This is a genomic window from Streptomyces sp. 35G-GA-8 (assembly GCF_023534745.1).
Classification (GTDB): domain Bacteria; phylum Actinomycetota; class Actinomycetes; order Streptomycetales; family Streptomycetaceae; genus Streptomyces.
Genome location: NZ_JAMHJQ010000001.1, coordinates 324,655 through 340,009, shown reverse-complemented (window position 1 = coordinate 340,009; position 15,355 = coordinate 324,655). Strand labels below are relative to the sequence as shown.

Below are 15,355 nucleotides of genomic sequence, written 5' to 3'. Positions count from 1 at the left end.
CAGCTACGGTCCACTGAGATGTACAGGACATAGGTACACGACATAAGTACAGGACACAGGTGGTCTCCGATGTGACGGCGCACGTCGGTGACACAGCCACCTCCCCCCAGGGATCCGGTGCAGGACGAGCACCGCCCCCGGGGGGCGAGAGCGCTCCTCCGCGCTCCCTTGGCAACCCGCACGTACGAACAGCCCATTGTGGAGGACTTTCGTGCACAGAAAACGCCCCAGAGCCAGAACCTTCCTCGCCCTCCTGACGGGCGCCCTGCTCGCAGGGTCGAGCCTCAGCGCCGTACCCGCCGCCGCGCACCCCGATGAGCCGCACGCGGAAGAGAGCTTCCAGCAGGTGACGCTCGCGAAGGGCGCCGACGCGGTCGGCGAGCCCATGTCGCTCGCGGTCCTGCCCGACCGGCGGGTGCTGCACACCTCGCGTGACGGCACGCTGCGCATCACCGACGCCGGCGGCGACACCATGGTCTCCGGCACGCTGGATGTCTACAGCCATGACGAGGAGGGTCTCCAGGGCGTCGGGGTCGACCCCGACTTCGCCGAGAACCGGGCCATCTACCTCTTCTACGCGCCCAAGCTGGACACCCCGGCGGGCGACGCCCCCGAGAACGGCACGGCGGCGGACTTCGCCCCGTTCGACGGATACAACCGCCTCTCCCGGTTCACCCTGAACGAGGACGGCACGCTCAACAAGGCGAGCGAGAAGAAGGTCCTCGATGTCACCACCTCGCGCGGCACCTGCTGCCACGTGGGCGGCGACATAGCCTTCGACGCGGACGGCAATCTGTATCTGTCCACCGGCGACGACACCAACCCGTTCGCCTCCGACGGCTACACGCCGATCGACGAGCGGCCCGACCGCAACCCGGCGTTCGACGCCCAGCGCTCCTCCGGCAACACCAATGACCTGCGCGGCAAGGTGCTGCGCATCAAGGTCGCCGAGGACGGCTCGTACACCATCCCCGAGGGCAACCTCTTCGCCCCGGGCACCGAGAAGACCCGGCCCGAGATCTACGCCATGGGCTTCCGCAACCCCTTCCGTATCTCCGTCGACAAGAAGACGGGCATCGTCTACGTCGGTGACTACGGACCCGACGCCGGCGCCGCGTCCCCGACCCGCGGTCCGTCCGGCACGGTCGAATTCGCCCGGGTGACCGAGGCGGGCAACTTCGGATGGCCGTACTGCACGGGTGACAACGACCCGTTCATCGACTACGACTTCGCCACCAAGGCATCCGGCGCGGCCTTCGACTGCGCGGCGCCCAAGAACACGTCGCCGCACAACACGGGCCTCACCGACCTGCCGCCGGCCCAGCCCGCCTGGATCCCGTACGACGGGGGCAGCGTGCCCGAGTTCGGCACCGGCTCCGAGTCCCCGATGGCCGGACCGGTCTACCGCTACGACGCCGACCTCGACTCCCCGGTCAAGTTCCCCGAGGAGTACGACGGGGACTTCTTCGCCGGTGAGTTCGGCCGCCAGTGGATCAAGCGGATCGAGCAGGGCGAGGACGGCACCGTCAACAGCATCAACCCGTTCCCGTGGTCCGGCACCCAGCCCATGGACATGGAGTTCGGCCCCGACGGCGCGCTCTACGTACTCGACTACGGCCTGTCCTGGTTCGGCGGCGACGAGCACTCCGCGCTCTACCGCATCGAGAACTCGACGGGCGGCAAGTCGCCGATCGCCGAGGCTGCCGCCACCAAGACGTCGGGCAAGTCCCCGCTGAAGGTCACCTTCTCCTCCGCGGGCACCCAGGACCCCGACGGCGACGCCCTCACCTACGCGTGGGACTTCGGCGACGGCGGCACCTCGACCGAGGCCAACCCCTCGTACACGTACAAGAAGAACGGCACCTACACCGCGCGGCTCACCGTCACCGACCCGACCGAGCGCACCGCGAGCGCGTCCGTCCGGATCGTCGTCGGCAACACCGCGCCGAAGGTGACGCTCGAACTCCCCAATGACGGGCACCTCTTCAACTTCGGGGACACCGTCCCCTTCAAGGTGAAGGTCACCGACCCGGAGGACGGGCCGATCGACTGCTCCAAGGTCATCGTCCGTTACATCCTCGGCCATGACAGCCACGGCCACCCGATCACCTCGGCCAACGGCTGTGAGGGCACCATCACCGCGCCCGCCGACACCGAGCACGACCCCAACGCCAATATCTTCGGTGTGATCGACGCCGAGTACACCGACGGCGGAGGCGGCGGCCAGGCCGCGCTCACCACGCACGACCAGGCGCAGCTCCAGCCGCGCCACCGGCAGGCCGAGCACTTCAACGCCTCCTCCGGTATCAAGATCTACGACAAGGCACCGGCCAACGGCGGCAAGACCGTCGGAGACATCGACAACGGTGACTGGATCTCCTTCAAGCCGTACAACCTGACCGGGTCCAAGACGCTCACCGCCCGGATCTCCTCCGGCGGCGCCGGCGGATTCCTCGAGGTGCGCACCGGCTCGGCCACCGGCAACCTGCTCGGCTCCGCGCCGATCCCGGTCACCGGCGGCTGGGAGACCTTCCAGGACATCGACGTACCGCTGCGTTCCGTACCCAAGCAGACCACCGAGCTGTTCCTGGTCTTCAAGGGCGGCGCCGGCGCGCTGTTCGACCTGGACGACTTCGAGCTCTCCACGGCCGTACCGGGCAAGACCGAGAAGCGGGTCCTGGTCTTCTCCAAGACCGGCGGCTTCCGCCACGACTCGATCCCCGCGGGCATCGCCGCGCTCAAGGAGCTCGGCAAGACCACCGGGATCACCGTCGACGCCACCGAGGCGGCCGGCCAGTTCACCACCAACAACCTGGCCAGGTACGACGCGGTGGTCTTCCTCTCCACCACCGGTGATGTCCTCAACGCCGACCAGCAGAAGGCGTTCGAGAACTATGTCGCCACCGGCGGCGGCTACATGGGCGTGCACGCCGCGGCGGACACCGAGTACGACTGGTCCTTCTACGGCGGTCTGGTGGGGGCCTACTTCGACTCCCACCCGCAGATCCAGCCGGCCACCGTACGCGTCGAGGACCATGACCACCCGTCGACCGCCCACCTGGGCGACGAGTGGCAGCGCACCGACGAGTGGTACAACTACCGCACCAACCCCCGGGATCAGGCCCGCGTCCTCGCCACCCTGGACGAGACCACCTACCAGGGCGGCAACATGAAGGGCGACCACCCGATCGCCTGGTGCCAGACGTACGAGGGCGGCCGTGCCTTCTACACCGGCGGCGGCCACACCAAGGAGTCGTACGCGGACGACGCCTTCCGCCAGCACCTGCTCGGCGGACTGCGGTACGCGGCCGGCCAGGTGAAGGCGGACTGCAAGCCCAAGACGGGCTACCGGGATCTCTTCAACGGCAAGACCCTGGAGGGCTGGAAGCAGGCCGGACCGGGCAAGTTCAACGTCGTGGACGGTGAACTGCGCACGGAGGGCGGCATGGGTCTGCTGTGGTACCAGGCCAAGGAGCTGAAGTCCTACTCCCTGAAGCTGGACTGGAAGATGGACGGGGACGACAACTCCGGTGTCTTCGTGGGCTTCCCGGCCTCCGACGACCCGTGGTCCGCGGTCAACAAGGGGTACGAGATCCAGATCGACGCCACCGACTCCGCCGACCGCACCACCGGCTCCGTCTACGGCTTCAAGTCGGCCAACATCAAGGCCAGGGACCAGGTTCTGCGGCCCCCGGGCCAGTGGAACAACTACGAGATCAAGGTCCAGGGTGAGCGTCTGCAGATCTTCCTCAACGGCGTGAAGATCAACGACTTCACCAACACCGACCCGGAGCGCAGTCTCAAGGACGGCTACATCGGCCTGCAGAACCACGGCGCCGATGACCAGGTGTCCTTCCGTGACATCCAGCTCAAGGAGCTGCCCGCCGCCTAGAGACCTCTAGCAGCCAGAGGCCTCTGGGACGGGGCGGCCCGTCAGCCGGCGGCGGGCGGGGAGGCGCCGTACCCCCCGCCCGCCGTCCACCAACCAGCACACCACCGGCAGGGAGGCAGCCCCGTGACGACGACCAGTCCCGCGAAGACGACCAGCACCGAATCGACCGCAGTACGCACCGGAGTCTGGTTCGTCGGAGCACGCGGCTCCGTCGCCACGACGGCCGTCGCGGGATGCGCGGCGGTCACCGCCGGGCTCCACCCCGCGACGGGCATGGTCACCGAGACCGCGCCCTTCGCGGGCACGGGCCTCCCCGCGCTCTCCTCGCTCGTCTTCGGCGGACACGACACGGCGAGCTGCCCGCTGCCCAAACGCGCGGAGGCGCTGACCGCGGCGGGCGTTCTGCCGCACGGTCTGCCCACCGCGATCCACACCGAACTCGCCGCCGCCGACCGGGAGATACGGGCCGGCGGCCCCCAGCCGGGCGACACCAGGGGCGACGAGGAGATCATCGACTCCTTCGCCGACGACCTCCGGGAGTTCGCGCGCCGCACCGGCGTCGCCCGCACCGTCGTCATCAATGTCTCCTCCACCGAACCCCAGCCCGCCCCGGACGATCCACGGCTCCCCGCCAGCTCACTCTACGCGGCGGCCGCGATCCGGGCCGGCTGCTCGTATGTCAACTTCACGCCCTCCACCGGGCTGCGCACCGAAGCCCTCACGGCGGCCGCCGAGGCCGGCGGACTTCCCCACGCCGGCCGCGACGGCAAGACAGGCCAGACGCTGCTCCGTTCCGTGCTCGCCCCCATGTTCGTCCAGCGCGCCCTGACCGTACGGGCCTGGTCGGGTACGAACCTGCTGGGCGGCGGGGACGGAGCGGCGCTGGCCGACCCGGCAGCCGCGGCGGCCAAGAACGCGGGCAAGGAACGCGTACTGGCCGACACTCTCGGCACGGCCCCCGAGGGCGAGGTCCATATCGACGACGTCCCGGCGCTCGGCGACTGGAAGACCGCCTGGGACCACATCGCGTTCGACGGCTTCCTCGGCTCGCGGATGATCCTCCAGACCATCTGGCAGGGCTGCGACTCGGCGCTCGCCGCGCCGCTCGTACTCGACCTGGCCCGGCTGGTGGCCCGCGCGCACGAGGCCGGGCTGAGCGGGCCGCTGCCCGGACTCGGCTTCTACTTCAAGGACCCGGACGGCGGTCCCGCCGCGCTCGCCGAACAGTTCGACGAGCTGCTCGCCTTCGCCGACCGGCTGAAGGAGACCAGGTGAGCCTGCGCGGACGTATGCGGGCCTGGGCCGAACTGCTCCGTGTCTCGGCCCTGTTCACGGTCCCGGGCGACGCGCTGGCCGGGGCCGCGGCCCTCGGCGTACGCCCCAACCGCTCCACCGCGCTCGCCGCGGGCGCCTCGCTCTGCCTGTACGAGGCGGGGATGGCGCTCAACGACTGGGCGGACCGCGAGGAAGACGCGATCGACCGCCCGCACCGCCCCATCCCGTCGGGCCGGATCTCCCCACCGGCGGCCCTCGCGGCGGCCGGTGTTCTGACGGCCGCGGGCCTCGCCCTCGCCGCCCGCGCGGGCCGTCCGGCCCTGGCGGTGGGCACGGCCCTGGCGGCCACGGTCTGGTCGTACGATCTGCGCCTGAAGCACACGGCGGCGGGCCCGGCGGCGATGGGCGCGGCCAGGGCGCTGGATGTGCTGCTGGGCGCGACGGCGACGGTACGCGGGGGTGAGCGGGCGGCAGCGCGGGCCCGGGTGCCCGTGCACGCCTCGTCGTCCCCGACGCCCGGCGCTCCCGCGCACACGTCGTCCCGTACGGATGGCCGTGCGCCGATCGTGGGCGTGGGCGTGGGCGTGGGCGTGGGCGCCGGAGCTGGTGCCGGTGCCGTGCGTGCCGCCGGCCGCTGGGCCGGTCTCCGTACCGCACTGCCCTCGGCCGCTCTCGTCGGCGCGCACACCGTCGCCGTCACCACCGTCTCGCGCCGCGAGGCGCAGGGCGGTTCGACGGCCGCGCCGCTCGCCGCGCTCGTGGCCACCGGCGTGCTGGGCGCCGCGGCCGGAGGCGCGTCGCGCGGTGGTGTCCGGGACGCCCTGCGTCGGGCCACGAGCGCGGGGCCGCGGACAGGATCCGCCCCCGCCGGCCCCCAGGCCGGCCCCGCGCTCGCCGGGGCGCTCGCCCTCGTCTACGCGGGGACCGCCGGGCGGCCCCTGCTGCACGCCGCGCTCAACCCGTCGCCACCGCTCACCCAGCGCGCCGTCGGCGGCGGCATCCGGGCGATGATCCCGCTCCAGGCCGCGCTGGCCGCGCGCGGCGGGTCCGCCGGGGTCGCGCTCGGCGTCATGGGACTCGTACCGCTGGCCCGCTCGTTCGCACGGAAAGTGAGTCCCACATGAGTCTGCGCTTCGGATACGGCACCAACGGGCTCACCGATCTGCGCCTCGACGATGCCCTCGGACTGCTCGCCGATCTCGGGTACGACGGCGTCGGGCTGACCCTCGACCATATGCATCTCGACCCGCTGGCCCCCGATCTCACCGCCCGCACCCAGCGGGTCGCCCGGCGGCTGGCGGAGCTGGGCCTCGGGGTCACCGTCGAGACCGGCGCCCGCTACATACTCGACCCGCGCCGCAAGCATGGCCCCACACTGCTCGACCCGGACCCCGACGACCGCGCCGCCCGTACTCGCCTGCTGGTCACGGCCGTTCGGGTGGCCGCCGACCTCGGCGCGCACGCCGTCCACTGCTTCAGCGGGATCGTCCCGGGCCCCACCGACACCGACACCGCCTGGAAGCGGCTCGAAGAGGCGATGGGCCCGGTACTCGACGCGGCGGAGGCCGCCGACATCCCCCTCGCCGTCGAACCCGAACCCGGCCATCTCGTCTCGGACATCGCGGGGTTCCACCGGCTCAGACATCTGCTCGGCGACCCGGAACCACTCGGGCTCACCCTCGACATCGGCCACTGCCAGTGCCTGGAGTCCGCGTCGCCCGCCGACTGCGTACGGGACGCCGCGCCCTGGCTGCGGCATGTGCAGATCGAGGACATGCGGCGCGGTGTGCATGAGCATCTGCCGTTCGGGGACGGCGAGATCGACTTCCCGCCCGTGCTCGCCGCGCTGGCCGCGACCGGTTACGAGGGCCTGACCGTGGTGGAACTGCCCCGCCACTCCCACGCCGGGCCCGAACTGGCCCGCACCTCCCTGGACTTCCTGCGCGCCCAGGGGGTGTCCTGATGACTCCCACCCGCGAGGAACTTCTCCTCAGGCTCGACGCGCCCGCCAGGTCCTGGCTCGACGACGCCCTCGCCGAGGCCACCGCCGCCCATGACGCCGACAACGTTGCCGCCGCCCCCTGGGAGCTGCGCTTCGCCGCCGCCGGTCGGCACTGCGGCCCCGCCACGGACACCGTCGACGCCGTACGCACCCTGCTGCTCCAGGAAGCGGGCGCCGGGCTCGCCACCCTGACCCGGCTCTACCAGCGGGGCACCGCCGCCGAGCGGCGTGCCGTCCTGCTCGCCCTGCCCCACCGGGTCACGGGACCCGGCGCGCTGCCACTGGTCGAGGACGCGCTGCGGACCAATGACACCCGGCTGGTCGCCGCCGCCGTCGGCCCGTACGCCGCCGCCCATCTCGACCCCCACGCCTGGCGGCACGCCGTCCTCAAGTGCCTCTTCACCGGCGTGCCGGTCGACGCCGTCGCGGGCCTGGCCGCACGCGCCCACGGAGACACCGAACTGGCCAGGATGCTCGCCGACTTCGCGGCGGAGCGCACCGCCGCCGGCCGTCCCGTACCCGCGGACCTGCACCATGCGTTGACCCTGACCGGCGAGGAGTCCTGATGCGCATCTTCGACCCCCACATCCATATGACCTCCCGCACCACGGACGACTACCGGGCGATGTACGACTCCGGTGTCCGCGCCCTGGTCGAGCCGTCCTTCTGGCTCGGCCAGCCCCGCACCTCACCCGAGAGCTTCTTCGACTACTTCGACGCGCTGCTCGGCTGGGAGCCGTTCCGCGCCGCCCAGTACGGCATCGCCCACCACTGCACGCTGGCCCTCAACCCCAAGGAGGCGAACGACCCGCGCTGCACCCCCGTCCTCGACGAACTGCCGCGCTATCTGGTCAAGGACGGTGTCGTCGCCGTCGGCGAGATCGGCTACGACTCGATGACCCCGGCCGAGGACACCGCGCTGGCCGCCCAGTTGCAGCTCGCCGCCGATCACGGGCTGCCCGCGCTCGTCCACACCCCGCACCGGGACAAGCTGTCGGGGCTGCGCCGTACCATCGACGTCGTACGGGAATCCGCGCTCGCCCCGGACCGGGTGCTGCTCGACCATCTCAACGAGACGACCGTCAAGGACGCAGCTCAGAGCGGTAGTTGGCTGGGCTTCTCGATCTATCCGGACACCAAGATGGACGAGGCCCGGATGGTCGCCGTCCTCAAGGAGCACGGCACCGAGAAGGTACTCGTCAACTCGGCGGCGGACTGGGGCAACAGCGATCCGCTCAAGACCCGCAAGGTCGCCGACGCGATGCTCGCCGCCGGGTTCGGCGAGGACGATGTCGACCAGGTCCTGTGGCGCAACCCCGTCGCCTTCTACGGGCTCAGCGGCAGACTCCAGCTGGACGTCCCCGCGCCCGAGGCCCTGCACGAGGGCAACTCCATTCTGCGCGGAGGGGAGTGAGAGCATGCGCTTCCGCCACCCCGACGGCTCCACCGTCCACCTCTCGTACTGCACCAATGTCCACCCCGCCGAGAACCTTGACGGCGTACTCGCCCAACTGCGCGACCACTGCGAGCCGGTACGCAGACGCCTCGGCCGGGACCGCCTCGGCATCGGCCTCTGGCTCGCCAAGGACGCCGCCCAGGCCCTGATCAACGACCCGGCGGTGCTGCGCGGGCTCCGCGCGGAACTGGACCGGCGCGGTCTGGAGGTCGTCACACTCAACGGCTTCCCGTACGAGGGCTTCGGCGCCGAAGAGGTCAAGTACCGCGTGTACAAGCCGGACTGGACCGATCCCGAGCGGCTCGCCCACACCAGCGATCTGGCCCGGCTGCTGGCCGCGCTGCTGCCCGACGATGTCACCGAGGGCTCCGTCTCCACCCTCCCGCTCGGCTGGCGCACCCCCTGGGACGACGCCGCGGCCCGTACCGCTCAGCAGGCGCTGGCCTCGCTCTCCGAGCGACTGGACGCACTGGAGGAGCTGACCGGCAAGTCCATCAGGATCGCGCTGGAACCGGAGCCCGGCTGCACCGTCGAGACCACCGCCGACGCGATCGGCCCGCTCACCGCCATCGCCGGTGACCGCATCGGCATCTGTATCGACACCTGTCATCTCGCCACCTCCTTCGAGGACCCGGCCGGCGCGCTCGGCGCCCTGGAGGCCGCGCACATCGCCATCCCCAAGGCCCAGCTGTCCGCCGCCCTGCACGCCGAGCAGCCACATCTGCCGGAGGTACGGGAGGCGCTGGCCTCCTTCGCCGAGCCCCGCTTCCTGCACCAGACCCGTACCCGCACGGCCGCCGGGCTGCGCGGTACGGACGATCTGGACGAGGCGCTGGCCGGCGGTGTGCTGCCCGACAGTGCCCCCTGGCGCGCGCACTTCCATGTCCCGCTGCACGCGCCGCCCGCCCCGCCGCTCGCCTCCACCCTCCCGGTGCTCCGGGACACCCTGGCCCGGCTCGTCGGCGGACCGCATCCGCGCACCCGCCATCTGGAGGTCGAGACCTACACCTGGCAGGCGCTGCCGCAGGAGCTGCGCCCCCGTTCGCGCGGACAGCTCGCCGACGGGATCGCCGCCGAACTCACCCTGGCCCGAGACCTGTTGACCGACCTCGGTCTGAAGGAGCTGCCATGACCGAGACCCAGGCCGAGACGCCGGCCGAGACCCGGGACCCGAACCCGCTGCTGGTTCTCGATGTCGTCGGGCTCACGCCCCAGCTGCTCGCCCATATGCCGAACCTGCGCAAGCTGGCGGCGTCCGGCTCCCAGGCACCGCTCTCCACGGTGCTGCCCGCCGTCACCTGTAGCGCGCAGTCCACCTTCCTCACCGGGGCGCTCCCCGCCGAGCACGGCATCGTCGGCAACGGCTGGTACTTCCGCGAGCTGGGCGATGTGCTGCTCTGGCGCCAGCACAACGGCCTTGTCTCCGGCGACAAGCTCTGGGACGCCGCGCGCCGCGCGCACCCCGGCTATACGGTCGCCAACATCTGCTGGTGGTACGCGATGGGCGCGGACACCGACTACACGGTCACCCCGCGCCCCGTCTACTACGCGGACGGCCGCAAGGAACCCGACTGCTACACCCGTCCGCCCGCGCTGCACGACGAACTCACCGAGAAGCTCGGTACGTTCCCCCTCTTCCACTTCTGGGGACCCGGCGCCGATCTCGTCTCCTCGCAGTGGATCATCGACGCCACCCGTCATATCGTCACCACCCGGCGGCCCGATCTGGCGCTCTGCTATCTGCCGCATCTCGACTACGACCTCCAGCGCTACGGCCCCGACGATCCACGCTCGCACCGGGCGGCGACCGATCTCGACACCGCCATGGCCCCGCTGCTGGACGACGCCAGGGCGGAGGGCCGTACGGTCGTCGCGCTCTCCGAGTACGGCATCACGCGTGTCTCACGGCCTGTCGACATCAACCGGGCCCTGCGCAGGGCCGGGCTCCTTGAGGTGCACACCCAGGACGGCATGGAGTATCTCGACCCGATGGCCTCCCGGGCCTTCGCCGTCTCGGACCACCAGCTCGCCCATGTCTACGTACGCCGCCCCGAGGACCTTGACGCCACGCGCGAGGCGCTGAAGGATCTCCCCGGGATCGACGAACTCCTGGACGACGAGGGCAAGAAGGCACACGGCCTGGACCATCCACGCTCGGGTGAGCTGGTCGCCATCGCCGAGCCCGACGCGTGGTTCACGTACTACTACTGGCTCGACGACGACCGGGCCCCCGACTTCGCCCAGCTCGTCGAGATCCACCGCAAACCGGGTTATGACCCCGTCGAGCTGTTCATGGACCCTCACGATCCCTACGTGCGCCTCAAGGCGGCCAAGGCGATCGCCCGCAAGAAGCTCGGTATGCGCTACCGCCTCGCGGTCGTCCCGCTGGACGCCTCGCCCATCCGCGGCAGCCATGGCCGGCTGCCGAAGAGCGACGACGAAGGTCCGCTCATCCTGTGCTCCACCCCCCGCGCTGTCGGTGACCGGGTCGCGGCCACCGACGTCAAATCCCTTCTCCTCCAGCTTGCCGGACTGCACTGAACGAAGGAGTTCCGCAATGAGCCGCAAGAAGTCAGCCGACCCAGAGCTCGCCCAGAAGCTGAGCAGACGCAATATGCTCGGCGTCGCCGCGGGCGCGACCGCCGCCGCCGTCCTCGGCGCCTCGGCGACCCCCGCCGCCGCCCAGGGCAACGGTCACGGTCATGGACACGGCCATGGACACGGCCAGCCCGTCCTGCCCCCCGGCCGGCTCGGCATCCAGCTCTACTCACTGCGTGACAAGGTCTCCACGATCGGTTTCGCGAAGGTCTTCGAGGAGCTGGAGCGCTTCGGCTACGACGAGGTCGAGTTCGCCGGATACACCCAGGGATCCGCGGGCGCGATCACCCTGCCCCAGCTCAAGCGGCTGGCCAAGGACCATGGCCTCAAGGGCATCGGCAGCCATGTCAACTATTACGACGACAACAACCCCAACGCCTACAGCTTCGCCCAGAACCTCACCAAGGTCCTGGACGACGCCCAGGAGCTGGGTCTTGACCACATCGGTACGGCGTCGGGCCCCTGGCGCTACGGCTCGACCGTGGACGGCTGGAAGCGGGCCGCCGCGGACTTCAACACCTATGGCGCCGCGGCCAAGCGGCGTGGCATGAAGTTCTACCAGCACAACCACGCGGAGGAGTTCTCCTTCGCCAGCGACCAGCCCAACGTCCGGCTCTACGACGTACTGCTGGCCGAGACCGACCCCAGCCTGGTCTATCTGGAGATGGACATCTACTGGGCGTTCGCGGGGCAGTTCCGCTTCAGCAAGACCCCCGAGGGCAAGCCCGCGCCCTTCGACCCGCTGCGCTATGTGCTCAAGCAGCCGCACCGCTACCCGCTCTTCCATGTGAAGGACGGCGTCGAGGACATCGCGGCCCGCGACGGCTACCGCATGGTGGACGTCGGTGACGGTGACATCGACTACCAGCGCTTCATATCGGCGGTGAACAAGACCCGCGGCGGACGCCGTGACCACCACTGGCAGGTGGAGCACGACCAGCCGGTGGACTCCATCCTCTTCGCCAAGAAGTCGTCCGCGCATCTGCACTCCCTGCGCGAACGCCGTTAGTTCCTGAGGCACGTATGTCAGTGTGACGGCTGTCAGTGTGACGGCCCGGTGGTTGGACCACACGACGGCGGCCCTCCTCGCGGCTCGGTATGAGCCGCGAGGAGGGCCGCTTGTTCGCGAACGGTCACCCGCCTGCCGGTTGTGGCACGGGGGGAGCGCTGTTGTCCCGCGATTGACCGGGGTTGCGCAACAGCATGGCCATGGCCGCCGCTACCAGGGACAGTCCACCGGCGAGGATGTACGCGCCGTTGTAGCCCCAGGAGTGGACCGCCATCGCTCCGAGCCCGCCTCCGAACAGCCCGCTGATCAGCTTGCCGCTGTAGGCGAGACCGTAGTTGGTGGCGTTGTAGTTCTCACCGAAGTAGTCCGGTGTGAGCGCCGCGAACAGCGGGAAGAACGCCCCGCCGCCGAAGCCGGAGATGAAGGCGAACACCAGGAACAGGATCTCGTTCTTCGTGTTCCCCGCCCACAGGACGCCGAACTGTGCCAGTCCCAGCACCGTGATCACGAAGATCAGTGTGCTCTTGCGGCCCCAGAGGTCCGACAGCCAGCCGACGACTCCTCGCCCGACGCCGTTGACGACGGACAGCACACCGGCCGACGAGGCGGCGACGAGCGGTCCGAACCCGACGTCCTTGGCGAACGGCACCTGGAAGGAGATGCCGAAGATGGACACACCGGCGGTGATCACCAGCAGCACCCAGATCAGCGGGAGCATCCCCGTCCTGATGGCCTCCATGGGCCGGTACTGCTTGGCCGCCGGAGGGTTCTTGGCCAGGGTCTTCGCGTTCTTGCTGTTCGCCGCGATCTTCAGCGGGTCGATATCCGCCGGCCACCAGTTCTGCGGGGGGTCCCTGAAGAACAGGGCGCAGACGGCGACGATGACCAGGACATAGACCCCGATCAGGTCCAGCACCGTCCGGTAGTTCCCGAGGTTGAACGCGTAGTTGAAGATGAAGATGAACGGCACCGCGCCATAGGCGAATCCGCCGTTGACGAATCCCGTCTTTCCACCACGGCGTTCCGGGAACCACTTGCCCACCATATTGATGCAGGTGGCGTAGATGAGACCGGATCCGACACCGCCGAGCAGGCCGAATCCGAGGACCGCGGCCGACACGTTGTTGAAGTGCGAGATGGAGAGGAAGCCCACGAAGGAGAGAGCGGCGCCGATCAGTGTGGCGGCGCGCGCCGTCAGAATCCCCTTCTCCCGCAGCCAGCCTGCCGGGAAGGCGACACCCGCCTGGAAGAACACCCAGATGCTGAGGATCCAGAAGGTGTTGCTCTGGGACCAGCCATGCGCCGCGGAGAGGACACTCTCGGCCGAGCCGAAGGCGTACTCGAAGACGCTGATGGCCATCATGGCCGCCCATGGCAGGTACACCATGAACTTACGGGAGTGTCCGAGTATTTGTCGGTCGGTCTCGCCGATGCGGTAGACGCGGCCACGATCATCTGTGATTTCGCGGTAGCCCGCGTCGGCCGTGGCCGACGCGGACCTACCGGAAAGAGGTTCTGCTGACATTAAGCGATTTCACGGCCAATCGGGTTCGGGTTTGCTTCGATTTTCTTGCTGTTCGGCCTTCCTGGCGCCTTGAGGAACAGGGCCAGTACCGCTGAGGCGAGTCCGATGCTTCCGGCGATGATGAACGCGCCCTCGTAGTCCCAGGCGGCCACCACGACAGCTCCCATACCCGAACCGACCAGCCCGGAGATGAGCTTGGAGCTGTAGACCATGCCGTAGTTGGACGCGTTGTTGTTCTCTCCGAAGTAGTCCGCCGTCATCGCGGCGAACAGCGGGAAGATCGCGCCGCCACCGAAGCCGGAGACCATCGAGCAGAAGAGGAAGAACGGCATGCTGCCCATGGACCCGGAGACGAGCACACCGAACTGCGCGCTGCCCAGGACCAGGCAGACGAAGATCAGGGTGTTACGGCGTCCGTACCGGTCGGAGATCCAGCCGATGACACCGCGACCCGTGCCGTTCACGATCGCCTTGAGCGACATCGCGGTGGCCACGATCCCGCCCGCGAACCCCATGTCCTTGCCGAAGGGCACCTGGAACGCGATTCCGAAGATATTGATGCCGGCCGTGCAGAGCAGGCAGAACCACATCATCCACAGCACGGGTGTACGTGCCGCTTCCTTCGGTGTGTACTGCTTGACCGCCGGCGGGTTCTTCTCCAGCGCACGCCGGATCCTCGGGTCGTCCGACGTCTTCAGCGGGTCGACCTCGGCGGGCCACCAGTACTTCGGCGGGTCCTTGAAGAACCAGCCGGAGACCGCGACCACAGCACAGCAGATGACACCGACAATCACCAGAACCGTCTGGTAGTTGCTCAGGTCCATGTACGAGGTGAAGAGGAAGACGAAGGGCACCGAGCCGTAGGCGAAACCGCCGTTGACGAGGCCGGTCTTGCCTCCCTTGCGCTCCGGATACCACTTGCCGACCATATTCACACAGGTGGCATAGACCAGACCCGCGCCGATGCCGCTGAACATACCGAAGCCGATGTACGCCACGATCACATGCGGCGCGTAGGCCAGTGAGAGATAGCCGAGGAGCGTACCCAGCGCGCCGAGCATCATGGCGTACCGGGCGGGCAGCTTGCCGCTCTCACGGAGCTGCCCCGCGGGGAAGGCCACGGCCGCCTGGAAGAATATCCAGACGCCCATCAGCCAGAATATGTGCCCGCTGCTCCATAGATGGGCCTCGTGCAGAGTGTCCTCCGCCGAGGTGAACGCGTACTCCGACGAGCTGATGCCCATCATCCCGATCCACGGGAAGAGCACCATCGTCCATCGCGCACGGCCCATGATGTCCCGGTCGGACTCACCGATCCGGAACACACGGCCGTTGGCATCCGTCACCTCCTTGAAGGGGACGGTGCTGGAGAGTTGAGTGGTAGTCATGCGGTGTAGACACCCCTTGCATCGAAAGAACTGGCCAGCGCCCCCTGTCCGAACTTTCGTGCCACCCGACTTGGTCAGGTCATCGACTTCCTCCCAACGGGCTTAACACCACGTCTTTTTGATGGTGTGTCATGTACGTGTTCCGAGTGACGGTCAGCAGCCCCGTCGCTCGCGTCCACACGGCGGTGTCAGGTCCGGGGCGCAGCCCCA

Annotated in this window: 11 protein-coding genes; 9 read left to right on the top strand and 2 right to left on the bottom strand. The window is 69.3% G+C overall.

Translation table 11 applies throughout. From position 1 onward, the window contains the following. The first annotated feature begins 211 nt into the window (after nt 1-211). From M1203_RS01465 to M1203_RS01425, 9 genes are all read left to right on the top strand, one after another. A complete protein-coding gene (locus M1203_RS01465) occupies nt 212-3,892 on the top strand; it encodes a ThuA domain-containing protein (RefSeq protein ID WP_249947590.1) in 3,681 nt (1,226 codons plus the stop codon). A gap of 123 nt (nt 3,893-4,015) precedes the next feature. Beyond that, the gene (locus M1203_RS01460) at nt 4,016-5,167 is read left to right on the top strand and encodes an inositol-3-phosphate synthase (RefSeq protein ID WP_249947589.1); all 1,152 of its coding nucleotides are present in this window, start codon (nt 4,016-4,018) and stop codon (nt 5,165-5,167) included. Continuing rightward, nucleotides 5,164-6,291 carry an SCO3242 family prenyltransferase gene (locus M1203_RS01455; protein ID WP_374401421.1) on the top strand — a complete coding sequence of 376 codons (1,128 nt, stop codon included), beginning with the start codon at nt 5,164-5,166 and terminating at the stop codon, nt 6,289-6,291. The genes M1203_RS01460 and M1203_RS01455 overlap by 4 nt, the downstream gene beginning before the upstream one ends. After that, a complete protein-coding gene (locus tag M1203_RS01450) occupies nt 6,288-7,130 on the top strand; it encodes a sugar phosphate isomerase/epimerase (protein WP_249947588.1) in 843 nt (280 codons plus the stop codon). Before M1203_RS01455 ends, M1203_RS01450 begins: the two co-directional genes overlap by 4 nt. Then, nucleotides 7,130-7,735, top strand: coding sequence for an EboA domain-containing protein (locus tag M1203_RS01445; RefSeq protein WP_249947587.1), 606 nt, complete (start codon nt 7,130-7,132; stop codon nt 7,733-7,735). The genes M1203_RS01450 and M1203_RS01445 overlap by 1 nt, the downstream gene beginning before the upstream one ends. Then, nucleotides 7,735-8,583 (top strand): TatD family hydrolase, encoded by an 849-nt coding sequence (locus tag M1203_RS01440; RefSeq protein ID WP_249947586.1) that lies wholly within the window; start codon nt 7,735-7,737, stop codon nt 8,581-8,583. The genes M1203_RS01445 and M1203_RS01440 overlap by 1 nt, the downstream gene beginning before the upstream one ends. A 4-nt stretch (nt 8,584-8,587) precedes the next feature. Further along, nucleotides 8,588-9,757 (top strand): metabolite traffic protein EboE, encoded by a 1,170-nt coding sequence (gene eboE, locus M1203_RS01435; RefSeq protein WP_249947585.1) that lies wholly within the window; start codon nt 8,588-8,590, stop codon nt 9,755-9,757. Further along, a complete protein-coding gene (locus tag M1203_RS01430) occupies nt 9,754-11,166 on the top strand; it encodes a nucleotide pyrophosphatase/phosphodiesterase family protein (protein WP_249947584.1) in 1,413 nt (470 codons plus the stop codon). The genes eboE and M1203_RS01430 overlap by 4 nt, the downstream gene beginning before the upstream one ends. Before the next feature lie 16 nt (nt 11,167-11,182). Continuing rightward, complete coding sequence (locus M1203_RS01425; protein ID WP_249947583.1) at nt 11,183-12,232, top strand: sugar phosphate isomerase/epimerase; 1,050 nt, start codon at nt 11,183-11,185, stop codon at nt 12,230-12,232. A 124-nt stretch (nt 12,233-12,356) separates the two neighbouring features. On the opposite strand, the gene M1203_RS01420 is transcribed toward M1203_RS01425, so the two are convergent. Then, nucleotides 12,357-13,757: an OFA family MFS transporter gene (locus M1203_RS01420; RefSeq protein WP_249947582.1), complete on the bottom strand. Its 1,401-nt coding sequence runs from the start codon at nt 13,755-13,757 to the stop codon at nt 12,357-12,359. Then, nucleotides 13,757-15,145 carry an OFA family MFS transporter gene (locus M1203_RS01415; RefSeq protein ID WP_249947581.1) on the bottom strand — a complete coding sequence of 463 codons (1,389 nt, stop codon included), beginning with the start codon at nt 15,143-15,145 and terminating at the stop codon, nt 13,757-13,759. Before M1203_RS01415 ends, M1203_RS01420 begins: the two co-directional genes overlap by 1 nt. Nucleotides 15,146-15,355: the final 210 nt, after the last annotated feature.